The organism is Paraburkholderia sp. FW306-2-2C-D06C (genome assembly GCF_058781505.1).
In genome coordinates, this window is the sequence record NZ_JBYSWU010000048.1 from 26,366 (window position 1) to 48,659 (window position 22,294).

The following is a 22,294-nucleotide window of genomic DNA, read 5'->3' on the forward strand; positions in this document are numbered from 1 at the left end:
ATGACGACTCTCAAGCAAACGCCTTCGCAAACGGTTGGACCTTACTTCGCCTACGGTCTGTGCCCGCAGCAATACGACTTCCCCTTCAAGAGCCTGTTCACGCCCGTTCTGGCTGACCGCGAAGCGGCCGGCGAGCACATCACGATTGTCGGCCAGGTGTTCGACGGCGACGGCAAGGTGATCGGCGATGCCATGCTGGAAGTGTCGCAAGCGGACGCGCAAGGCCACTATCCGGAATCGCGCGCAGAAGTCGAGGCAAGCGGTTTTCGCGGCTTCGCCCGGGTCGGCACGGGCACCGATCCGCAACTGCGCTTTGCCGTGGAGACAGTGAAACCCGGCCGCGTGAGCCCGGAGGAAGCGCCGCATCTGAATGTGATCGTCACGATGCGCGGCATGCTGCTGCATACCTTCACGCGCATCTATTTCGAGGACGAAGCGCAAGCCAACGAGCGCGACCCCGTGCTAGCTTCCGTGCCCGCGGACCGTCGCGGCACGCTGATCGCCCGGCGCGAACCGAAAATGGCGAACGTGTACCGCTTCGACATTCATATGCAGGGCGGCGAGGAAACCGTATTCTTCGACCTGTAACGCGGAATTCCTATATTTTCATATTGCCTTCAAATACACTGAATGCGATCCGTCTGGCGACTGGATCGCGAAACTCCGAGTAAAACTCAAAGCCCGCTTCGTGCGGGCTTTTTTTTGTGCGCCGTTCGGATTCGGTCTGGCTCGATCCTTTCTTGATGTCGTGACCTTCGGGCATCGGCAGCACATACGAGCCCATGTGATGCACTTTCTTGACCGCGTAGTCGCCGGTGCCGTCCTTTTCGAACTTCACGCCCCAGCGGTCGAGTTCTTCGATGGTCTTGAAGCTGTGTTGCGCGTAGGCATAGACGGCGGCTTGATCGACAATGCCGTTGTTGGCGATGGTGATTTCCCTGGTGCACTGATCGGGCGTCGCGTGACCGGGGATGACCGCGTTATTCGGACCGTCCATGCCCATCGAAATCGCGCCGCTGCGTTTGACGTTGACCTTCTCCAGCAGCAAGACCTGCAGACTCGGATTCTGCTCTTTGGCTTTGACGGGAGCACAGTGCCCGCTGGGGATTTCGGCATGGTATTGCCTTGTTCACTTGTTATGACAAGATGATCCACAGCATGGAGATGGCGCCCTCGCGGGTGAACTAAGTTTTTGTGGTTTGTATTTCTTGTTCGGCGATTTTGAGATTTTCGCCTTTGGCGGTGCTATTGGTTGTACGCCACAGGCACAGGCACAGGCACAGGCACAGGCACACAAATATAAAGCACCGCGCAGTGGAACTCCGCAGGAAAACGACTAGCGGCGTAGACCCAATCGCACCGTCAGCAACGGAAATGATCGATGTTTTGCCCGGCGTAAATCGCGCGCGCTAGCCAATCCGGTTTATCGCCATGACCGTCCCATGTATTGCCGTAGGCATCGCGATACATCACGGTCTTGGTCGCGGCCGCGTCTGCTTCGATCGCATCTGCGAGTGCTTCCATTGTGATGCCGTATTCGTCCATGCGGCGTCGTATCCACAGGATCAGGCGCTCACGCGCATTCCCGTCGAGGTCGAACAGCCGTTGTTCTTCTCGCTCTTTCATAACGTACCGGTTTCGCGGCTAATAATGCTCGCGTTCGAAAAACAAAGGCTTCGCTAAACAACGCGAAGCCTTTGCATGAATCGGATGAGTGGGTGCAAATCGAACTCGCGATGCCCTTCCCCGATGCGCGAAATTCGCATCTGGAAATCACGCCCAACAAATCATGGATTTTGGGAAATTCGTCGGCAAACGGCTCGAATCGCGCCCTGGTCGCCTCGGTGTTCCGAGGCTGCTTCAGCGTATGGAAAGCAATTCTAGCATCCATTTTGTGATGCCCGCAGCGCAGCCTGCCCGGCGGGGTTGTCTGTTGATGCCTTCCTGTTCTGCCTGCCTTTTGGCAGCGGCATTGTCTGTGTGCCTACGGCGTTGGCTCGTCTTGTTCCGGCTTCTTAGACCTTTTTTTCTCATCGATTCATTAGCGTTGCAATGCTAATAAACCAACGAAAAAACAGGGAAAGGCAATGCCGCAGGCGTACAACCCATAGCGCTATGCAGGAAAAACCCTAACCTGTCCCGATCATGTTATTTTCCAGTGACTCATTGCCTTCAACCGTCGAGGGAAACGCAAAATGTCCGCATCAACTGCCATCGCCACCATTCTGGCCGCACTGCTATTGGGCGCCATGAGCCCCGGACCCAGCTTCGTGATCGTCGCCCGCAATGCCATCGGCCTATCCCGCGGCGACGGCCTCGCGACAGCCGCGGGCATGGGCATCGGCGGCATATTTTTTAGCGGCATCGCGCTGCTCGGCCTGTACACGTTGCTCGCCACGGTCGAGTGGCTATACGTCGGTTTGAAAGTGGCGGGCGGCCTGTATCTGATCTACCTCGCGTCGAAGATCTGGCGCGGCGCCGCCAAACCGCTCGCGTTCGACAGCGCACAAGCCGACGCCACCAACGTGCGCAAATCCTTCTGGATTGGCTTGAGCACACAACTCAGCAATCCGAAGACAGCCGTCTACTACGGCAGCATTTTCGCGGCTCTGCTCCCGCAACATCCCCCGCTGTGGTGCTATTTCGCACTGCCGCCTGCCATATTCGCCATCGAAGCCGGCTGGTACACCGTGGTCGCATTGTGCTTTTCAAGCAAACGGCCGCGCGAAATCTATCTGACATGGAAGGCCTGGATCGATCGCGTCGCGGCAGGCGCGGTTGCGGCGCTCGGATTGCGCCTGATCCTGACGGCACACAAAACGGGCCTCTGAAACATCGTCTGTATGTGACCGGCTTGTCCCGCCAGACACGACAAGCCAGAAACCAGGGCCGCATCGTCGGGCGAGCCGGCGCGTGGAATACGGCGTGCGCGCGGCGTGCGCGGCAAAACAGTTACAAGATAAATGTTGACGCTGACACGGCCCGGCGGTTACTGTTCGAGCCGAAGTTCAAGAAGTTCGATTGCTGTTCATCAATTGCTCGCTCCCTCAGCGGTATTCGTTGTCCTCTCCCTCCTTGATTCTTTACGCGCTCTCCTCAGCAGAGCAAATCTTTCTATTTCTTGTTTCAAGGATTCTTCATGGATACCGGTACCGTTAAGTGGTTCAACGACAGCAAAGGCTTTGGCTTCATCACCCCGGACAAGGGCGGCGACGACCTGTTCGCGCACTTCTCCGAAATCAGCGGCGACGGCTTCAAGACGCTGGCTGAAAATCAGAAGGTGAGCTTCGAAACGAAGCAAGGCCCGAAGGGTCTGCAAGCGGCTAACATCAAGCCGCTGTAAGTTTGAAGGGCTCGGTGTCCGGCAACGGACACCGGGTTGCAGCGACATCCTCGCGGAGCTTTTGTCTCCCACAGTTGGCGCGATCGCTTTTAGCTGCATCGGTTTTCAGCAGCAAGCTCCAAGCGCCAAACGCCTCGTTGCACCTCATTCTCCCCTCTGGCTTCAACGCCCTTTTTTCGCTTTCCGACTGCGTTCAGATTCGGCTCGCAATGGCTTGAATCGGCTCGTCCGTGCAGGATTCGCACGGCATGCGCGCACTCGAACATCATTAAAATTAAAATGCAAATCAAACATATTCATCACTACAACGGCTATGCCGTCCAACCCTCGGCGCATCGTTTGCCCGACGGTAGCTTTTCGTCCAACCTGCTGCTCGAACGCGCCGACAGTGCGCGTGCCGAAGGGCGCTACCAGTTCTATTCGCTCGACTACTTCGCGAACGAAGAGCAGGCGTTGCAGCACTCGGCACGCTGGGCACGCAACTGGGTCGACACGCGCGGTTAAGCGCGATGCCTCCTTTAAGCACTACTTTGCGCGCCATCCGGCGCGCTAGAAAATCACGCGCGGTCTATTCGGTTCCTTCCGATTTGATCCGCGCGCGCAGCTCGAACTTCTGGATTTTTCCCGTCGACGTCTTCGGCAATTCGCCGAAGCGCACTGCTTTTGGCAGCTTGTATCCTGCAAGAAACAGCCGGCAGTGCGCGATGATCTCTTCCGCGGTCACCTGAGCGCCTTCCTTGAGTTCGACGAAGGCGCACGGTACTTCGCCCCATTTTGGATCGGCCATCGCCACCACGGCGGCCACCGAGACCGCAGGGTGCCGGTACAGCGTGTCTTCGATCTCGATGCTCGAGATGTTCTCGCCACCCGAAATGATGATGTCCTTGCTGCGATCGCGGATACGGATATAGCCGTCAGGCATCCGCACGCCTAGATCGCCGGTATGGAACCAGCCGCCGCGGAAGGTCGCTTCCGTGGCGCGCTCGTTCTTCAGATAGCCCTTCATGCAGATGTTGCCGCGGAACATGATTTCACCGAGCGTTTCGCCGTCGTTCGGCACCGGCTCGAGCGTGTCGGGGTCGAGTACCGCCACTGCTGCCTGGAGGTGATAGCGCACGCCTTGCCGTGCATTCAGTTCGGCGCACGCGTTGTCGTCGAGCGTTTCCCAGTGATCCTGTTTCGCGCAGACCGCGGCCGGCCCGTAGGTTTCCGTGAGCCCATACACGTGCGTCAGGTCGAAACCGATCTCCTTCATCTTCGCGATCACCGCGGGCGGCGGCGCCGCGCCCGCCACCATCGCCGACACGCGATGCGCGATGCCCTCGCGCCACTCAGCCGGCGCATTGGCGAGCGCGCTCTGCACGATCGGCGCACCGCAATAATGCGTGATGCCGTCGCGGCGAATCAGGTCGAACACCGTCTTCGCGTCGAATTTGCGCAGGCAGACGTTGACGCCGGCACGCGCGGCGACCGTCCACGCGAAACACCAGCCGTTGCAGTGAAAGAGCGGCAACGTCCACAGATAGACCGCATGCTTGGGCATGTCCCATTCGAGGATATTGCTGAGGGCATTCAGATAGGCGCCGCGATGATGGTAGACCACGCCCTTCGGATCGCCGGTCGTACCCGAGGTGTAGTTCAGCGCGATGGCGTCCCACTCGTCGGCGGGCGGCGCCCACGCGAACTCAGGGTCGCCGGCTTGCAGGAACGCTTCGTAATCGGTCGCGCGGATGAATTTGTCCGCGTCGGCAGGCATCGCGTCGGCTACGCTGATTACCCGCAACTCCGGGAATTCCAGCGCCGCGCGATGTGCAAACTCGCTGTACTCCGTATCGACGATCAGCGCCTTCGCCTCGCCATGCCGCAGCATGAACAGCAAAGACGACACGTCGAGCCGCGTATTCAGCGTGTTGAGCACGGCCCCGGCCATCGGGACGCCGAAGTGCGCTTCTATCATCGGAGGAATGTTGGGGAGCAAGGCCGCGACCGTGTCGCCGCGTTCGATACCGGCCTGTTGCAACGCGCTGGCCAGCCGTCGCGTACGCTCGTAGGTCTCGCGCCAGTTACGGCGAATCTCCCCATGGACGACCGCGAGCCGCTCACCGTAAACTTCCGCGGCGCGTACGATGAAATCGAGCGGCGTCAGCGGGACATAGTTGGCCTCGCGGCGCTCGAGTCCTTCTTCGAACATGTGCTTCATTGCATCGTCTCCTGAGGCGCGGACCGCGCCGTCGGTTATTCTGTTTGATGAACTAGCCTAGCAATTGTCATGCTGAACTGTCTGTCGTTCAAATGACAGAGTGGCACACCCTAACCGACCTTAAGCGGTCCTACCCGGCCTTAACTGGCCTTAACCGGCCCCGCATTGCCCTCAGTTACCGCTCTTGCCCTAAACCGGACACACCCCAAGCCGCTTATGGACGACGTTCCGCTCACTCCCCTCGCAGGCGCCCGCTCGCACCGGCCGGAGTGCGTCGCGCGCGCCGACCTGCCGCAACTGTTCGCCACCTGCGCGTGGTTCCCGGCGCTGGCCGACGAACACCGGTCGATGGTCCTCGCCAGTTCGCACGCGGAGCGCCTGGAAGGCGGAGCGTGGATCGCGCGCCGCCAGGAACCGTCGGATTACTGGATCGGCGTGCATTCGGGGCTCATCAAACTCGCCATCTACAACGCTTCCGGACGCAGTTGCACGCTATCCGGCGTACCGCCCGGCGGCTGGTTCGGCGAAGGCAGCGTCATCAAGCGCGAGTTGCGCAATTTTGAGCAACGGAATAAAGAATCTGCCGCCACGGCCGTTATGCGAGCTATGCAGCGCAGATTGCAACCCCTCCCCATTCCGAGTTCAACGTATCGCCGAAGCCGACAATGAACCCCCTGACACTAAAACAGAAATTGTGGGTGCCGTTGCTGCTGTGCTGGGCAGCGCTCCTGATCGTCACCGTTGTGAACGCGTTAGAAGCACGAAACGGTCAAATGGACGCACGGCGTGCGGATCTGGCCGATGTCACCGACATGGCGTTGTCGATCGTCGCGGACTACGCGAAGCTGGCCGACGCTGGCAAGCTCTCCGTCGACGAAGCCAAACAACAAGCCATCGCCCGCGTCAATGCGCAGCGCTACGGCACGTCCGGCTATGTCACGATCGTGCGCGGCGACTCGGTGATGATCGCTCACCCCATGAGCCCGAAGCTGAACGGCAAGGACATGAGCGGCTTTCGCGACGCCAAAGGCAATGCGCTGTACCACGACATCGCCCAGGCCGGCGGCTCGGCGGGCGGCTCCGGCTACCTGCGCTACTGGTGGCCGAAACCCGGCGAGACGACGCCGAGCGAAAAGATCGGTTACGTGAAACGCTTCGGTCCGTGGAACTGGGACTTCATCGCCGGCGCCTACATGGACGACATCCAGGCGCAGTTGTACACCACGCTTGAACGCTCGGCCGCCATGCTGGTAGTGCTCGGCATACTGGTATCGTTCGTCGCTTCGCGAGTGGTGCGCAACGTATCGCGTTCGATCGGAGGAGAACCGTCGACCGCCGCGGCTATCGCCATGCAGATCGCGCGCGGCGACCTCGCCACCACGATCGAACTGCGGCGCGACGACCATTCGAGCCTGCTGTTCTCGTTGCGCGAGATGCGCAATCAGCTCGCCGCTACCGTCGCGCGGATCAAGACTTCCGCTGAAACGATCACGGTCGCCTCGAAAGAGATCGCCGCGGGCAACCTGGATCTGTCGAGCCGCACCGAAGAGCAGGCGGCTTCGCTGCAGCAAACGGCCGCCAGCATGGACGAACTCACCAAGACCGTCACGCAGAATGCCGACAATGCGGCAACCGCGTCGGAACTGGCGACGGACGCATCCAATATTGCGGCGCGCGGCGGCCAGGTCGTCAACGACGTGGTCGAGAAAATGGCCGGCATCACCGATAGTTCGCGCAAAATCGGCGAGATCATCAGCGTGATCGAAGGCATCGCGTTCCAGACCAATATCCTTGCGCTGAACGCCGCGGTGGAAGCCGCGCGCGCCGGCGAAGAAGGCCGCGGTTTCGCGGTGGTCGCGGGCGAAGTGCGCAACCTCGCTCAGCGCAGCGCGACGGCGGCCAAGGAGATCAAGGTGCTGATCGATCAATCGGTGGCGCAAGTCGGCGAAGGTTCGACGCTGGCCGGCAAGGCAGGCAGTACGATCGGCGAGGTGGTCGACGCGGTGCGCCGGGTAACGGCGATCATGAATGAGATCTCGGCGGCCTCGAAAGAGCAAAGCTCGGGCATCGGCGAAGTCAATCTCACGATCCGTCAAATGGACGACGTGACGCAACGCAATGCGGCTCTCGTCGAGCAGGCGGCCGCCGCAGCCGGCTCACTCGATGAGCAGACCGAACGTCTGCGACATGCAGTTTCGGTGTTCAAGGTCGAACAGTAGGCCTGATTGACAGGCGTACTTGCAGCGCCGGTGAACCAGGGCCGTCACCAGTGACGGCCTTTTTCATTTGCGATGCAGAAGCGGAATTCAGATGGCGCTCGCGTCGCCTTTGCGCGAATCCTGGCGGGCCAACATCACATCGCTATTGAATAGCGCGAAGGCGATGCTGGCAAGCACACCTGACCTTTTCCAGCGCAAATAGTAGCGATGCGATGTTTGATAAGGCGGATACCGGTCAGGCAGCGCTTTCCACGCCTTGCCCGTGCGCAGCACCCACAGCACGCCGTTGACCACGCAGCGGATATCGATGCAGGGACGGCCGCACCGTGGTCCAAGGTCCTTCATTTCAGGCAGCAGCGGTACGATGCGGTGCCATTGCTCGTCGGTCAGATCATGAATAACCGGCGAGCCAGCGAGGGGATTTGAAGCGGGAGTATTCATGCAGTAAGAACGCGCACTCGCAGCACACGTGCTAGCGTCGCAGCGCAAAAATAGCCGATGGATCAATTTATTGAGACTACTCCAAGCGCGCTTTCGCGAAGGTTAATTCTTGTCAGATGCGCACGTGCAGTCGTTAGAAATCGCAATAACCTATTGCGCCACAAGCAGACCATCTTCAATGCGAACGCGGTCTATGCGTTCAGCTCAGCGAAGGTGTACGTCGGCTACCTGCATTCGAAGGACGACACCGGCTTCGTCGACAGCGTATTGGCGCAGCAAACGGTGGTGCCTGGCATCGAGATGCTGAAGGGTTCGGGACGCGTCGACAATGGCCCGTTCGCCGACATGGCCTGGCAGGCCACGCTCGCGCTCACGCTGACCGGCGCGGCGTACTACGACCACATGTCCAATGCGGCGATCGGCAACGGCCAGTTGGGCAGCGGCAATCGCTACACGTTGATTGCGCTGGCTGAATACGCGCTGTCCATGCGTACCGAGGTGTACGGTACGGTCGATTTCGACAAGGTGTCGGGCGCGGCCTCGGTCGAATTGCCGGGCAAGAACAATCAGACCGGCGTCGCACTCGGTCTGCGCACGATTTTCTGAGTCTCGCGAGACGCGCGGCATCCGCCATTCGTGGCAGATGTTCTGAATGCCCATAAAAAAAGGTGCCGCGAACGGCACCTTTTTACTACGACCAGCTTCTGTTGATGCTTAGAAGCGGTGACGCAGACCGACCGTAGCAGCCGTCTGGTTCTTCGACGACGACGGCAGTTGCGAGTTGTCACCGCTGTAGATCGAAGCGACACCGCCGTCGCCCATTGCGTGCTGGTACACGGCTTGAGCGTAGACGTCCGTACGACGCGACAGCGAGTAGTCAGCTTGCAGACCGATCTGGTGGTAACGGGTCTTCATGTCGTTGCCGTCAGCGTTGACGCCATAACCACGTGCGTCCGTGAACGTGTAAGCAACGCCCAAGCCCAGAGCCGGCGTCACGTTGTACTTGCCGTTGACTTCGTAGTTGTTCGAACGGCCTTGACGTTGGCCCACTTCGGCGCCGACGAGGTTGTCCACACGCGACTGCGTAAATGCCGCACCGACAGTAGCCGGGCCGAACGAGTACGAAGCAGCTGCGCCGAACTCACGTTGACGGAAGTTGCCGGTCATGATGCCGGACGTGTTCGCGAGCACGCCGTCCGAAGAACCGCTGGCGTTTGCAGCCGGGTTGTTCTGCTGCGCGTAAGCAGCGCCGAGGCGCAGGCCTTGCCACTGGTATGCAGCACCAACGCTGTATTCGCGGTTGTTTGCGAATGCGCCAGCCTGGTTCGAGAAGCCGTACGTGCCGCCGAACGTGAAGCCAGCGTAGTTAGCGCTCGAGTACTTGATCGAGTTGTTGACCGACAAGCCGCCGTTCGTGTTCAGGTTGTCGTTGTTGAACGGGTGAGCGAAGTACGTACCGCCCCAGCTGCCCGTTGCGGTCAGCGGTGCCAGGTAGTCTTGTGCTGCGTCGTATTGACGACCCAGCGTGACCGTACCGAATTGCGCGCTCGACAGGCCGACGAACGCCTGACGGTTGAACATGCCGTTGTTGTTAGCGAACTTGCCGTTGTTGATGTTGAAGCCGCTTTCCAACGTGAAGATTGCCTTCAGACCGCCGCCCAGATCTTCCGAACCGCGCAGACCGAACATGCTTTGGTTGATGCCGCCGCTACCTGCTGCCCACTTTGCGTTGTGGTTGACATTGCTGGTGTACGTCAGGCCGGCATCCAACAGACCATACAGCGTCACGCTGCTTTGTGCGTGAGCGACGGAAGCGAACGATGCGGCAACCGCAACGACGATGAGACTCTTTTTCATGCGTGGGACTCCGGTTCGATAAATTTACGCGGGGAGCAAGACCCGCCTCGACAGCGCTTGTATCGCACTGCCGCCCTGTTCGCCGAACCCTTTCGGGTCAGCCGGGCACCCTTGAAACGAAGCGTGAGTGTAGGGGGACACCCTAATAGCAATATGCGCAATTTACGCAACATGATCTTTCAGAATTCGCAACAATAAAATCAACTTTGAGATTAAGTCTTTGTTTTTCCGGCGTTTATCATGAAATAAGACGCACCGCACGACTGCTCTAGACAGAAAATATTTGCAACTTCTCAATAATCAAAGTTGTGCGTATGCAACAGCATTTAATATGCCCGACGCAATCGGGTCGGAACGATCAAAAAATGAGCTGCGGCTTATTGCCTGAAAATCAGGCAAATGCGCGACGTAAATGTGGCACAGAGTAAATTTATTTCAGAAAACCTGGAACTTAATTCAGTTTTCCCGGTCGTCCTTTTACAGAAATTATTCTGCACAGCGCGGTACAGCGGTTATCCCACTGTTTTGACGATTAACAGACGGCGATTAACAAATCGGGTTGAATTTCTCGGCTCGACTTCCGTACAGCTGCCGCAGCGTCGCCTTGCGCGGATCCGCCAAAGAAACACCCGTCCTGTGGCGGCGGTCTCATCCAGCCAGTCAGGCAGGCAGGGCGGCCCCGCACTTCGACGCACTTGTTGCTTCAAAGCGAACGCGCCGCAGGAGTGAAGCCTTCAGCACGGGTGTTGCCCGGGGGTGAATTGCGGCGCCGGCCGCCGCGTGACGAAAACCCGTGCTGAAAGCGGATGGCATACATCGAACAGCCATCCGTATTTTATTAACGGCGCAGCCATCGGTTTTTTTAACAGAGTTTCCCTACCTTCCAGCGAGCCGGCGGTCCACTCTTATGGCGCGGCTTGTAACCAGCCCGGCTTCGTCCTCACCCCTCGGCGCCGAACTCGAACGTGAATGGCCATTGAAGCCGATAAACGCTGTCGCGAAAACCGATTCCAGAGGCGGCTGGGAATCTGCACTTTCTAGTTAAGACTCGAGGTGGAAGTGACAAATCGCCGCATCTGATATTCGATTCGCGCCATAAAAAAAGGGTTCCGAAATCTCGGAACCCTTCTTCTACATCTATGGTGGGCCGGGTCGGATTCGAACCGACGGTGTCCTTTCGGAGGCGGATTATGAGTCCGCTGCCTGCAACCAGCACGGCGTCCGGCCCAAGAAAAAGACCCGGTCTGAAGGCCGGGCCTATTCGCTGATTGGCCGACATACTACACGAAAAAGGGGCCTTCGCAACCGCTTCGCTTATGCGAAACAACCGGAAGGCCCCTTCAAACCAATGCATCATTTGCCGCGACCCGCCAGCTTTGATCAATTCCCTTCGAGGAACGACTTCAGCTTGTCCGAACGGCTCGGGTGACGCAGCTTGCGCAGCGCCTTCGCCTCGATCTGACGGATCCGTTCACGCGTCACGTCGAACTGCTTACCGACTTCTTCGAGCGTGTGATCGGTGCTCATCTCGATACCGAAACGCATGCGCAGCACCTTCGCTTCGCGCGGCGTCAACGAGTCGAGCACGTCCTTCACGACATCGCGCATGCTAGCGTGCAATGCGGCGTCGGCCGGCGCGACCGTGTTCGTATCTTCGATGAAGTCGCCCAGATGCGAATCGTCGTCGTCACCGATCGGCGTTTCCATCGAGATCGGCTCCTTCGCGATCTTCATGATCTTGCGGATCTTGTCTTCCGGCATTTCCATCTTCTCAGCCAGCGTTGCCGGATCCGGCTCGAGACCGGTTTCCTGCAGAATCTGACGCGAGATGCGGTTCATCTTGTTGATCGTTTCGATCATATGAACCGGAATGCGGATCGTACGCGCCTGGTCAGCGATCGAACGCGTAATGGCCTGGCGGATCCACCACGTTGCGTACGTGGAGAACTTGTAGCCGCGACGATATTCGAACTTGTCCACCGCCTTCATCAAGCCGATGTTGCCTTCCTGAATCAGGTCGAGGAACTGCAGACCACGGTTGGTGTACTTCTTCGCAATCGAGATCACGAGACGCAAGTTCGCCTCGGTCATTTCACGCTTTGCCTGACGCGCCTTCAGTTCGCCGGCCGCCATCTGACGGTTGGTTTCCTTCAGGTCCTTCAGCGGCAGCACGACGCGCGCTTGCAAGTCCAGCAGACGCTGTTGTTGCTCGCGAATCGCCGGAATATTCCGCGTGAGGATCGCGCTATACGCATGACCTTCGCCGACGATCTTGTCAGCCCATTCGAGATCCGTCTCGCTGCCCGGGAAACGCGCGATGAACTCGGCGCGCGGCATGCCGCACTTGTCGACAACCGTGTGCAGAATCTGACGCTCGACCTGACGCACTTCGTCCACTTGCGCGCGCAGCGTGTCGCACAGACGCTCGACAGTACGCGCGGTGAAGCGGATCGTCATCAGTTCGTTCTGAATCGTTTCCTGCGCCTTCAGGTAAGACTTCGACTTGTAGCCTTCCTTCTCGAACGCGCGACGCATCTTGTCGAACCATTCGCTGATGAGGGCGAACTTCTCGAGCGACGCGCGCTTGAGCGCTTCCATCTGCGCTGCGTTGGCCGTAGCCTGCGCGGTGCCGTCGTCTTCTTCCTCGTCCTCTTCTTCGTCCTCTTCGACTTCTTCGTCTTCGCTTTCGATCGCTTCCGCTTCCTGCGCGGAGAAGCCGTCCGCATCTTCCGCGTTGGCGTCGATCAGGCCGTCGACCAGTTCGTCGATGCGGATTTCCTCGTTCGCGACGCGCTCAGCCATGGCGAGAATGTCGGCGATCGTGGTCGGGCACGCGGAGATGGCCATCACCATGTGCTTCAGGCCGTCTTCGATCCGCTTCGCGATTTCGATTTCGCCTTCGCGCGTGAGCAGCTCGACCGTACCCATTTCACGCATGTACATGCGGACGGGATCGGTGGTACGGCCGAATTCGGAGTCGACGGTGGACAGCGCAACTTCCGCTTCTTCTTCCACTTCGTCGTCCGAAGAAGCCGTCGGCGCGTTGTCGTTCAGCAGCAACGTTTCGGCATCCGGCGCCTGCTCGTACACGGCCACGCCCATGTCGTTGAACGTGCTGATGATGCCTTCGATCGCCTCGGTCTCGGTGAAGTTGTCCGGGAGGTGGTCGTTGATTTCAGCGTACGTGAGGAAGCCGCGCTCCTTGCCGAGCTTGATCAGCGCGCGCAGTTTCGAGCGGCGCTCTTCAAGTTCCTCGACGGTGCCGGGCTGCGACGACGCGAACGCGTCCTTCAGCAGCGCTTTTTCCTTTGCGCGACGATCACGTGCCTTGGCCTTTTCAACTTTGCCCGGAACGGCCGCAGGGGCATCTTCGCTCTGGGTTGCGTCGTCATCGACGGGTACTTCGTTCAGCTTTTTCGTCATGGAGTTCGCCGTACCGGCTGTAGTCTCGACTCGCGGCTGGTGGACAACAGCCGGTTGAACCGTGGATACTGGAGTCTCGCGCACCGCCGCATCGTCCTGCGCGGCAGCCGCTTCCCTTGCGCTTCTGGCACTCGGCCGTTTCGTGGCCGGTTGTGCAGCTTTCGCCGCCCTGACCGGCTCCGCTCGCGCAGCGGAAGAGGTCGAAGATTTCTTCCCGGCAGCAGGTTTGACACTGGCGGCAGACGCTTTTCTGGCGGAAGAAACTAACTTGGCCTCGGTGACCTTTCTGGTCTGCTCCCTGGAGCTCGTGCCCGTCGCTTTCTTTCCGCCCGTAGTTCCGCCCGTAGTTCCGCCTGTAGTTCCGCCTGTAGTCTTTGCCATCGCATCGCCTTTTCGCCTTTGCTAGGAAAACCTTTAGAAAACAAACCGCTGGAAACCTTTTATTATAGCACCCAGGTTCCGCCCTTCCCGCCTACAGCCCAAGCTGGCGCTTCATGTCAGCCCGCTTCTGATTCAGTTCCGAGAGCTCCGCAAACTCCTCCGGCGTGTGCCGGGATTGCCGCGAAAGCTGCTCGAGACGATCGCAGTAAGCGTCGTACCGCATCTTCAGGATCGCCGCTTTCAGCTCCTCTCCGACGATCCGCTCCTGCTCGCGCCGCTCCTCGATGACGGTCGCATCTTCCGGGTCCTTCAGCAGCAAATCCCGGACGTTTTCATCATAGTCTAGAATTTTGCGAAAGATTTCCTCGAAAGTTGGGGCGTTTGCGCCGTTTCGCAATAGGTCGGACAGCAACTGAAACTCCGCCGAATCGCCCAGCGCGCGCGCATGCGTGGTGACTTCTTCGAACAATTCGCCGTGCCGCGCGACCGTCAGAAGTGCCTGTTCGGCCTCCTCGTCGAGCATGGCGACAGTCCGCGGATGCATCACCAGATTGCGCAGCGTTTTTTCTTCGATCCCGGTCACACTGCGGCGGTCCTTGCGCGCCGGCGCCGAACGGGCGGCCGCCGCAATCCGGGCATCGACCTCGCACAGCGCGGCCACTTCGTCGAACGGCACATCGAGCCGGTCGGCGAACATATGCATGATCTGTGCGCGCAAGGCATTGGCCGGCAGCGCCTGCAGCAGGGGCTTGGCGTCGAACAGCGCGCGGGCCTTGCCTTCGGGCTGATCCAGCTCCTTGCCGGTCAGCACCTCGTTCAGCATGAACTGCGACAGCGGCATGGCCCGTTCGACCTGCTCGGCGAACGCCTCGCTGCCGAATTCGCGCACGTAGCTGTCCGGATCGTGCTCGGACGGCAAAAACAGGAACCGGATGGTCCGGTTGTCCGCCGCGTGCGGCAGACAGGCGTCCAGCGCACGGCGCGCCGCGCGGCGGCCGGCCGAATCGCCGTCGAAACTGAAGATGACTGTGTCGGTCTGGCGCATCAGTTTCTGCACATGAATCGGCGTGCAAGCCGTGCCGAGGGTGGCGACCGCGTTCTGAAACCCCAATTGGGCCAGCGCGACCACATCCATATACCCTTCGACCACCAGCACATAGTGCTGCTCGCGAATCGCCAGCCGCGCCTCGAACAGGCCATACAGCTCGCTGCCTTTGTTAAATAGAGGCGTTTCCGGGGAATTCAAATATTTCGGTTCGCCGCCGTCCAGCACGCGGCCGCCGAAGCCAATCACCTGCCCCTTCACATTGCGTATCGGGAACATGATCCGCTCGCGAAAGCGGTCGTACCGGCGATTCTGACCCTGCGCGTCGGACTTCTCGCTGACAATCACAAGGCCCGATTCGACCAGCGAATCGTCCCGATAGTTCGGGAACGCGGCTTCTAGGTTTTGCCAGCCGTCAGGCGCGTAGCCGAGCCCAAAACGGGCCGCGATCTCGCCGGTCAGGCCGCGCTTCTTCAGATACTGGATCGCGACCGGCGCGCTGCGCAACTGCTTGCGGTAAAAGTCGCAGGCGGTTTGCATGACGTCGGACAGCGCCGTGGCGACCGCCTTGGAGGCGGCCGGCGCATAGCCGCCGGAGCCACCGCCGCCATATCCCGGCGAAGGCTCATTCGGCACAGTCAAACCAACCGACTGCGCCAGTTCGTTGACCGCCTCGGGGAAGGTGGAGCCGACGTGCTCCATCAGGAACCCGATAGCCGTGCCATGCGCGCCGCAGCCAAAGCAGTGATAGAACTGCTTAGTCGGACTAACCGTAAACGAAGGGCTTTTCTCGTTGTGAAACGGGCACAGCCCCATGAAGTTCGCGCCGCCTTTTTTCAACTGCACATACCGGCCGACCACGTCGACGATATCGACGCGGTTGAGCAAGTCCTGCAGGAATGACGGTGGAATCACAGTGAATGACGCTACCTGAAAAGCTCAAAGCTGCGCACCCCGTCGAGCGACGGCGCGCGCAGGCCGGACATACAGGAATTACTTCGCGAGCGCGGCTTTGACCTGCGCCGAGACGGCGGTCATGTCGGCGCGGCCGGCCAGTTTCGGCTTGAGCACGCCCATCACCTTGCCCATGTCTTGCGGACCGGCCGCGCCGGTTTGCGCGACCGCGGCCTGAACTTCAGCGACGATCTCCGCCTCGGACATCTGCTCCGGCATGTAAGCGGACAGAATCGCCAGCTCCGCCTTTTCCTTGTCGGCCAGATCCGTGCGACCAGCGGCTTCGAACTGGCTGATCGAGTCTTTGCGCTGCTTGATCATCTTGTCGACGACGGCAGTGATCGCGGCGTCGTCGAGTGTGATGCGCTCATCGACTTCGCGTTGCTTGATCGCGGCGAGCAGCAGGCGGACAGTGCCGAGACGCTCGGTTTCACGCGCCCGCATGGCGGCTTTCATGTCATCGTTGATCCGATCCTTGAGACTCATCACTCACCTGAATGCGTTGGAATTTGAAAGACCGGCGAGGCCATCTGCATCAACACAAAAACCCGCTTGGGACTGCTTCCTCAAGCGGGTTGGCGCAAATTCGCGTAATGGATGCGACCCTGCCGGCTGGCCCGAAAGGGCCGTGTTTTCCGTGATGGCACCTGCTGTGCCGTCACCGGTTGGATGTCGCCGCTCCGTTTCGACGGGAACCGCGGCAACGCCAGAATCAGTAGAACTTCTTTGGCAGCATCTGGCCACGTAGACGTTTGAAATGGCGCTTCACCGCCGCCGCTTTCTTACGTTTCCGTTCCGCCGTGGGCTTTTCGTAAAACTCGCGTGCGCGCAGTTCCGTCAGCAGCCCGTTTTTTTCCATCGTGCGCTTGAAGCGGCGCATGGCGACTTCAAACGGCTCGTTGTCTTTTACGCGGATGGTCGTCATTTTTCAATAACGGAACTTTGTAAAGGTTCAGGAGTATAGCAGAGCTTTCTCACAAAGGTAGCGCGCCGTCAAGCCCCTCTAGCATACTCCGCGGCCGCCTGACCGGCCGCCACGCCCGACGCCCACGCCCACTGGAAGTTGTAGCCGCCGAGCCAGCCGGTCACGTCGACCGCCTCGCCGATGAAGTACAGGCCGGGCGCGCGGGCGCTCATCATCGTCGAGGACGAAAGATCGCGCGTATCGACGCCGCCGCGCGTCACTTCGGCCTTGCGGTAGCCTTCGGTGCCGTTCGGGGTGAGCGTCCAGCGCGACAAAGCCTCACCGATGCGGCGCAACGTCTTGTCCGGCAGATCGGCGACGCGGGCTTCGGCGGAAATCTGGTGAGTTTCCAGCCAGACGTGGGCGAGCCGCTGCGGCACCCATTCCGACAGCAGGTTGGCGATCTGGCGCTTCGTGCCGGTTTTCGCTTCCAGCAACGCGGTGCTCGCGTCCTGATCGGGCAGCAGATTGATGTGGATGGGCTCGCCCGGCTGCCAGTAGCTCGAAATTTGCAGCACGCCCGGTCCGGACAAGCCGCGATGGGTGAGCAGCAGATCTTCGTTGAACTCGGCGCCGGTCTTTTTGTTGCCGGTCGCGAGCTGGACTTCCAGCGACACGCCGGACAGCGCCGCAAACGGCTCCCAGTCGGCCCCGGCGAACGTCAGTGGAACGAGCGCGGGGCGCGTGTCGATCAGTTTGTGGCCGAATTGCTTGGCGAGCCGGTAGGCGAAGTCCGTCGCACCGATTTTGGGGATCGACAAGCCGCCAGTCGCAATCACCAAGGCGCGCGTGGAAATGGGACCCGACTGCGTATCCAGTGTGAAGCCGCTTTCGGCGCCCTGCCGCACCTGCTCGACCGCGAGCGGCGCGCGCCAGGCAACGCGGCCGGTGTCGCACTCGCTCTTGAGCACGTTGATGACGGCGTCGCTCGACTGGTCGCAGAACAACTGGCCTTTGTGCTTCTCGTGCCACGTCACGTGATGCCGCTTGAGCAGCGCCATGAAGTCGCGCGGCGTATAGCGCGCCAATGCCGAGCGGCAAAAATGGGGGTTGGCCGACAGATAATTGGCCGGTCCCGCGTACAGATTCGTGAAGTTGCAGCGGCCACCGCCGGAAATGCGGATTTTTTCCGCGAGACGTTGTGAGTGGTCGATCAGCACCACGCGACGGCCGAGCTGCCCGGCCACCGCCGCGCACATCATGCCGGCCGCGCCTGCGCCGATCACTGCGATATCGAAGGATTCCATGGGGCCGCATTGTACCTGCGCCTCTGCGGCCCTTTGCCCGCACTGCTATACTTTCAGGCTTGCCTTTTCACTTTTGGGCGCATCCAAGCGTCCGTCCAAGCCCACCAATCATGCTCGTTCTCGGCATCGAAAGCTCCTGCGACGAAACCGGACTCGCGCTCTACGACACAGAGCGCGGCCTGCTCGCGCACGCGCTGCATTCGCAAATTGCGATGCACCGGGAGTATGGCGGCGTGGTGCCTGAACTGGCTTCGCGCGATCATATTCGTCGCGCGCTGCCCCTGCTCGAAGAGGTGCTGGAGCGCTCCGGCGCGGCGCGCGGCGACATCGACGCGATCGCGTATACGCAAGGGCCAGGGCTCGCCGGCGCGCTGCTGGTGGGCGCGAGCGTCGCGAATGCGCTGGCCATGGCGTGGGACAAGCCGACCATCGGCATCCACCATCTCGAAGGGCACCTGCTGTCGCCCTTGCTGGTGGATGAGCCGCCGCCGTTCCCATTCGTCGCGCTGCTTGTTTCGGGTGGTCATACGCAATTGATGCGCGTGACGGATGTAGGCGTCTACGAGACGCTCGGCGAAACGCTGGACGACGCCGCCGGCGAAGCCTTCGACAAAACCGCCAAGCTGCTCGGCCTCGGCTATCCGGGCGGACCGGAAGTCTCGCGGATGGCGGAGTTCGGTACGCCCGGCGCGGTCGTCCTGCCACGCCCGATGCTGCACTCCGGCGACCTCGATTTCAGCTTCAGCGGCCTGAAGACCGCGGTTCTCACACACGCGAAAAAGCTCGGCGGCGCGAACATCTGCGAACAGGCGAAGGCGGATCTGGCGCGCGGCTTCGTGGACGCAGCCGTCGAGGTGCTGGCGGCAAAATCGCTGGCCGCCCTCAAGCGGACCCAGCTCAACCGGCTGGTGGTGGCAGGCGGCGTAGGCGCGAACCGGCAACTGCGCGAGGCGCTTTCCGCCGCGGCCAAAAAGCGCAATTTCTATGTGCACTACCCCGACTTGTCGCTGTGCACGGACAACGGCGCGATGATCGCGCTGGCCGGTGCTTTGAGGCTTCAACGCTGGCCCGATCAATCGGGCAAAGACTACGCGTTCACTGTCAAGCCGCGCTGGGATCTGACGTCCCTCGCCCGCTGAGCTTCACAAGCAAGCAAGGCTAGCGGGCGCTATCAAGCCGCCCGCTTATCCCGCTCGATCACCGCATACGCGCTGTGATTGTGAATCGATTCGAAGTTCTCGGCCTCGAGCACGTACGCAACGATCCGCTCATTGGCATTCAGACGCTGCGCGACATCGCGCACCAGGTCTTCGACGAACTTGGGATTTTCATACGCACGCTCGGTGACGAATTTCTCGTCCGGGCGCTTCAGCAAGCCCCACAGTTCGCACGACGCTTCCTCTTCAGCGATGTGAATCAGTTCTTCCACCGCGACGTCGCCTGCGAGCTCGGCATTGATCGTGACGTGCGAACGCTGATTGTGCGCGCCGTACTGCGAGATCTTCTTCGAGCACGGGCACAGGCTCGTGACCGGCACCAGCACCTTGAGGAACAGACGCGTCGCGCCATGACGGGTCTCGCCCGTCAGCGTCACTTCGTAGTCCAGCAGGCTGTGCACGCCCGACACCGGCGCAGTCTTGTTCACGAAGTAAGGGAACGACACCTCGATGCGGCCCGCCTCGGCTTCGAGCTTTTCGAGCATCGAGGCCAGCATCGTGCGGAAACTTGCCGGTTCGAGCGGCGCCTTGTTCTCTTCGAGCAGCGCGACGAAACGCGACATGTGCGTGCCCTTCTGATCAGCCGGCAGATGCACGTCGAGATTCCACGTACCCACCGTCGGCTGCACGTCGCCGCCTTGCGTGCGCACCGTCAGCGGATGACGCACTGCCTTGACGCCGACCCGCTGAATCGGGATCTGACGCGTATCGGGCGTGCTTTGCACGTCGGGCATCACAAAGGCGGGGTTCATCTGGTTCATATTCTTGTCCTTTCAGGAAAACGCCGGGCCGCCCCAAGTTTTCCGCTCCGCAGGAAGTCCCCCGCCCCGAAGGAAGTCCCCTTGAGGGATTGGGGGATTGCCCCTCGGGGGGAGGGCTGTCGCGAAGCGACAGGTTTGGGGGCTCTCAGCGGCCGTGCGGATCAGAGCACGCGACAGCGAACGCCGGCCTCTGCCGGCGTTGGATGATGGACCCGAAGGTCCATCGATTCAAGTTGGAGATTGCTATGGCCGCCATAGCATCGCGGCAGCACAGCGAGCGGCAGCGAAATTACGCGACGCGCTTCACCGACGACTGACCGGCGGCCGAGCCGCTCGAAAGAAAGCGCTCGCGGATCGACTTGGCAATGCCCGCGCTGTCCAGACCGCATTGGGCGAGCAGTTTGGCCGGATCCCCATGATCGATGAACCGATCCGGGAGGCCCAATTGTAGTACGGGTCGCATAACCCCACTCTCCAGCAGGGCTTCGACACAAGCCGAGCCCGCGCCACCCATCACGCAGCCTTCTTCGACTGTGACGATAGCGTCGTGCGTTTCGGCCAGCTGGCGGACCAGATCGGCGTCCAGCGGTTTGACGAAGCGCATATTGGCAACGGTTGCATCCAGTTGCTCCGCGGCCGCCAGCGACGGCGCAACCATCGTGCCGAACGCCAGAATTGCAATCCGCTTGCCGGCCGGCTGAGACGTTTCACGGCGAATCTCGCCCTTGCCGAGCGGCAGCGCGGTCATCTGCTTGACCGTCGCGACGCCGGCGCCGGCGCCACGCGGATAGCGCACCGCCGTCGGGTTCGGCTGCTGCAAAGCGGTGTAGAGCATCTGGCGGCATTCGTTTTCGTCCGACGCGGCCATCACCGTCATGTTCGGGATGCAGCGCAGGAACGCCAGATCGTACGCACCCGCGTGCGTGGCGCCGTCCGCGCCGACCAGACCCGCGCGGTCGATGGCGAACACCACCGGCAGGTTTTGCAGCGCGACGTCATGAATCAGCTGATCGTAAGCGCGTTGCAGGAAGGTCGAGTAGATCGCGACGACCGGCTTCATGCCGTCCGCAGCCAGGCCGCCGGCGAAGGTCACCGCGTGCTGCTCGGCGATACCGACGTCGAAATAACGGTCCGGGAAGCGCTTTTCGAACTCGACCATACCCGAGCCTTCACGCATGGCCGGCGTAATGCCGACCACGCGCGCGTCCAGTTCGGCGGCGTCGCACAGCCATTCGCCGAACACCTGGGTATAGGTTTTCTTCGACGGCGTGGTCGCGGGCTTGATGCCTTCGGCCGGATTGAACTTGCCCGGTCCGTGGTACAGCACCGGATCGGCCTCGGCCAGCTTGTAGCCCTGACCTTTCTTCGTGACGACGTGCAGGAATTGCGGACCGCGCAGTTCCTTGATGTTTTGCAGCGTCGGGATCAGCGAATCGAGGTCGTGACCGTCGATCGGGCCGATGTAGTTGAAGCCGAACTCTTCGAACAGCGTGGCCGGCACGATCATGCCCTTCGCGTGCTCTTCGAGCTTGCGGGCGAGATCCAGCATGGGCGGCGCGACGCGCAGCACGCGTTCGACGCCCGCACGCGCGGCAGCGTAGAAGCGTCCCGACATCAGACGCGCCAGATGGCGATTCAGCGCGCCGACCGGCGGCGAAATCGACATGTCGTTGTCGTTCAGGATGACCAGCAGCGGCACGTCGTCTTCGACGCCGGCGTTGTTCATCGCCTCGAAGGCCATGCCGGCCGTCATCGCGCCGTCGCCGATCACGGCGATGCCCATGCGGTTCTCGCCCTGCAGCTTGCTGGCGATCGCCATGCCGAGCGCGGCGGAGATCGACGTACTGGAGTGCGCGGTGCCGAAGGTGTCGTATTCCGACTCGTCGCGCTTCGGGAAGCCCGAGATGCCGCCGAGCTGACGCAGCGTGTGCATCTGGTCGCGGCGGCCCGTCAGGATCTTGTGCGGATAGGTTTGATGGCCGACGTCCCAGACGATCCGGTCACGCGGCGTGTCGAACACGTAATGCAGCGCAATGGTCAACTCGACCGTGCCAAGGTTGGACGAGAGATGGCCGCCCGTCTGCGATACGCTATCGAGCACGAAAGCACGCAACTCGTCGGCAAGCGGTTGCAATTGGCGGCGATCGAGGCGGCGCAGGGCTGCCGGGTCGTCGATGGTTTTCAGCAAGTCGTACATCGTCGTTCCATTGTAGGAAAACTTACGCGCCCGCACTTCATACAT

18 protein-coding genes, 1 tRNA gene and 3 pseudogenes are annotated in these 22,294 nt (G+C 60.7%); 9 read left to right on the forward strand and 13 right to left on the reverse strand.

Translation table 11 applies throughout. The features are described 5' to 3' along the window. Positions 1-588, forward strand: coding sequence for a protocatechuate 3,4-dioxygenase subunit alpha (gene pcaG / locus AC3WLT_RS28300; RefSeq protein WP_492594971.1), 588 nt, complete (start codon positions 1-3; stop codon positions 586-588). Between the two features lie 148 nt (positions 589-736). Here pcaG and AC3WLT_RS28305 read toward each other — a convergent pair. Both AC3WLT_RS28305 and AC3WLT_RS28310 read right to left on the reverse strand, forming a co-directional pair. After that, a pseudogene (locus tag AC3WLT_RS28305) lies at positions 737-1,108 on the reverse strand (fumarate reductase/succinate dehydrogenase flavoprotein subunit); the annotation flags it as partial. Between the two features lie 254 nt (positions 1,109-1,362). After that, complete coding sequence (locus AC3WLT_RS28310) at positions 1,363-1,626, reverse strand: H-NS family nucleoid-associated regulatory protein (RefSeq protein WP_492594972.1); 264 nt, start codon at positions 1,624-1,626, stop codon at positions 1,363-1,365. 92 nt (positions 1,627-1,718) lie between these two features. Between AC3WLT_RS28310 and AC3WLT_RS28315 the strand changes: the two genes are divergently transcribed. The 4 genes from AC3WLT_RS28315 (at position 1,719) to AC3WLT_RS28330 (ending at position 3,847) form a co-directional block, all read left to right on the forward strand. Continuing rightward, entirely contained in the window at positions 1,719-1,898 is a 180-nt protein-coding gene (locus AC3WLT_RS28315; RefSeq protein WP_492594973.1) for a hypothetical protein, read from the forward strand. Between the two features lie 297 nt (positions 1,899-2,195). Next, positions 2,196-2,831: a LysE family translocator gene (locus tag AC3WLT_RS28320; RefSeq protein ID WP_492594974.1), complete on the forward strand. Its 636-nt coding sequence runs from the start codon at positions 2,196-2,198 to the stop codon at positions 2,829-2,831. Positions 2,832-3,139: 308 nt separating this feature from the next. After that, positions 3,140-3,343 carry a cold-shock protein gene (locus AC3WLT_RS28325; RefSeq protein WP_012428559.1) on the forward strand — a complete coding sequence of 68 codons (204 nt, stop codon included), beginning with the start codon at positions 3,140-3,142 and terminating at the stop codon, positions 3,341-3,343. Between the two features lie 279 nt (positions 3,344-3,622). Next, positions 3,623-3,847: a hypothetical protein gene (locus AC3WLT_RS28330; protein WP_492594975.1), complete on the forward strand. Its 225-nt coding sequence runs from the start codon at positions 3,623-3,625 to the stop codon at positions 3,845-3,847. Between the two features lie 64 nt (positions 3,848-3,911). Here AC3WLT_RS28330 and AC3WLT_RS28335 read toward each other — a convergent pair whose 3' ends face one another. Further along, complete coding sequence (locus tag AC3WLT_RS28335) at positions 3,912-5,543, reverse strand: acyl-CoA synthetase (protein WP_492594976.1); 1,632 nt, start codon at positions 5,541-5,543, stop codon at positions 3,912-3,914. Between the two features lie 216 nt (positions 5,544-5,759). On the opposite strand from AC3WLT_RS28335, the pseudogene AC3WLT_RS28340 reads away from it, so the two are divergent. After that, positions 5,760-6,107, forward strand: a pseudogene (locus AC3WLT_RS28340) (cyclic nucleotide-binding domain-containing protein); the annotation flags it as partial. Positions 6,108-6,208: 101 nt separating this feature from the next. Beyond that, positions 6,209-7,762 carry a methyl-accepting chemotaxis protein gene (locus AC3WLT_RS28345; protein WP_492594977.1) on the forward strand — a complete coding sequence of 518 codons (1,554 nt, stop codon included), beginning with the start codon at positions 6,209-6,211 and terminating at the stop codon, positions 7,760-7,762. Between the two features lie 87 nt (positions 7,763-7,849). Here the strand turns inward: AC3WLT_RS28345 and AC3WLT_RS28350 are convergent, their stop codons facing one another. Continuing rightward, on the reverse strand, positions 7,850-8,203 hold the full coding sequence (locus tag AC3WLT_RS28350) for a transposase (RefSeq protein ID WP_492594978.1): 354 nt from the start codon (positions 8,201-8,203) through the stop codon (positions 7,850-7,852). A gap of 111 nt (positions 8,204-8,314) precedes the next feature. On the opposite strand from AC3WLT_RS28350, the pseudogene AC3WLT_RS28355 reads away from it, so the two are divergent. Beyond that, a pseudogene (locus AC3WLT_RS28355) lies at positions 8,315-8,809 on the forward strand (porin family protein); the annotation flags it as partial. Between the two features lie 108 nt (positions 8,810-8,917). On the opposite strand, the gene AC3WLT_RS28360 reads toward AC3WLT_RS28355, so the two are convergent. The 7 genes from AC3WLT_RS28360 to AC3WLT_RS28390 form a co-directional block, all read right to left on the reverse strand. Continuing rightward, entirely contained in the window at positions 8,918-10,060 is a 1,143-nt protein-coding gene (locus tag AC3WLT_RS28360; RefSeq protein WP_492594979.1) for a porin, read from the reverse strand. Between the two features lie 1,140 nt (positions 10,061-11,200). Further along, positions 11,201-11,288 (reverse strand) — tRNA-Ile (locus AC3WLT_RS28365). Between the two features lie 152 nt (positions 11,289-11,440). After that, a complete protein-coding gene (rpoD, locus tag AC3WLT_RS28370; RefSeq protein WP_492594980.1) occupies positions 11,441-13,864 on the reverse strand; it encodes an RNA polymerase sigma factor RpoD in 2,424 nt (807 codons plus the stop codon). A gap of 91 nt (positions 13,865-13,955) precedes the next feature. Further along, positions 13,956-15,824 carry a DNA primase gene (gene dnaG, locus AC3WLT_RS28375; protein WP_492594981.1) on the reverse strand — a complete coding sequence of 623 codons (1,869 nt, stop codon included), beginning with the start codon at positions 15,822-15,824 and terminating at the stop codon, positions 13,956-13,958. A gap of 78 nt (positions 15,825-15,902) precedes the next feature. Next, the gene (locus AC3WLT_RS28380; RefSeq protein WP_492594982.1) at positions 15,903-16,349 is read right to left on the reverse strand and encodes a GatB/YqeY domain-containing protein; all 447 of its coding nucleotides are present in this window, start codon (positions 16,347-16,349) and stop codon (positions 15,903-15,905) included. 226 nt (positions 16,350-16,575) lie between these two features. Beyond that, positions 16,576-16,788, reverse strand: coding sequence for a 30S ribosomal protein S21 (rpsU, locus tag AC3WLT_RS28385; RefSeq protein WP_028196180.1), 213 nt, complete (start codon positions 16,786-16,788; stop codon positions 16,576-16,578). 68 nt (positions 16,789-16,856) lie between these two features. Continuing rightward, a complete protein-coding gene (locus AC3WLT_RS28390; RefSeq protein ID WP_492594983.1) occupies positions 16,857-18,074 on the reverse strand; it encodes a BaiN/RdsA family NAD(P)/FAD-dependent oxidoreductase in 1,218 nt (405 codons plus the stop codon). Positions 18,075-18,184: 110 nt separating this feature from the next. Between AC3WLT_RS28390 and tsaD the strand changes: the two genes are divergently transcribed. Continuing rightward, positions 18,185-19,213, forward strand: coding sequence for a tRNA (adenosine(37)-N6)-threonylcarbamoyltransferase complex transferase subunit TsaD (gene tsaD, locus AC3WLT_RS28395; protein ID WP_492594984.1), 1,029 nt, complete (start codon positions 18,185-18,187; stop codon positions 19,211-19,213). 32 nt (positions 19,214-19,245) lie between these two features. Here tsaD and folE2 read toward each other — a convergent pair whose 3' ends face one another. Both folE2 and dxs read right to left on the reverse strand, forming a co-directional pair. Further along, positions 19,246-20,052 carry a GTP cyclohydrolase FolE2 gene (gene folE2 / locus AC3WLT_RS28400; protein WP_492594985.1) on the reverse strand — a complete coding sequence of 269 codons (807 nt, stop codon included), beginning with the start codon at positions 20,050-20,052 and terminating at the stop codon, positions 19,246-19,248. Between the two features lie 289 nt (positions 20,053-20,341). Next, on the reverse strand, positions 20,342-22,249 hold the full coding sequence (dxs, locus tag AC3WLT_RS28405) for a 1-deoxy-D-xylulose-5-phosphate synthase (RefSeq protein WP_492594986.1): 1,908 nt from the start codon (positions 22,247-22,249) through the stop codon (positions 20,342-20,344). Between the last annotated feature and the right edge of the window lie 45 nt (positions 22,250-22,294).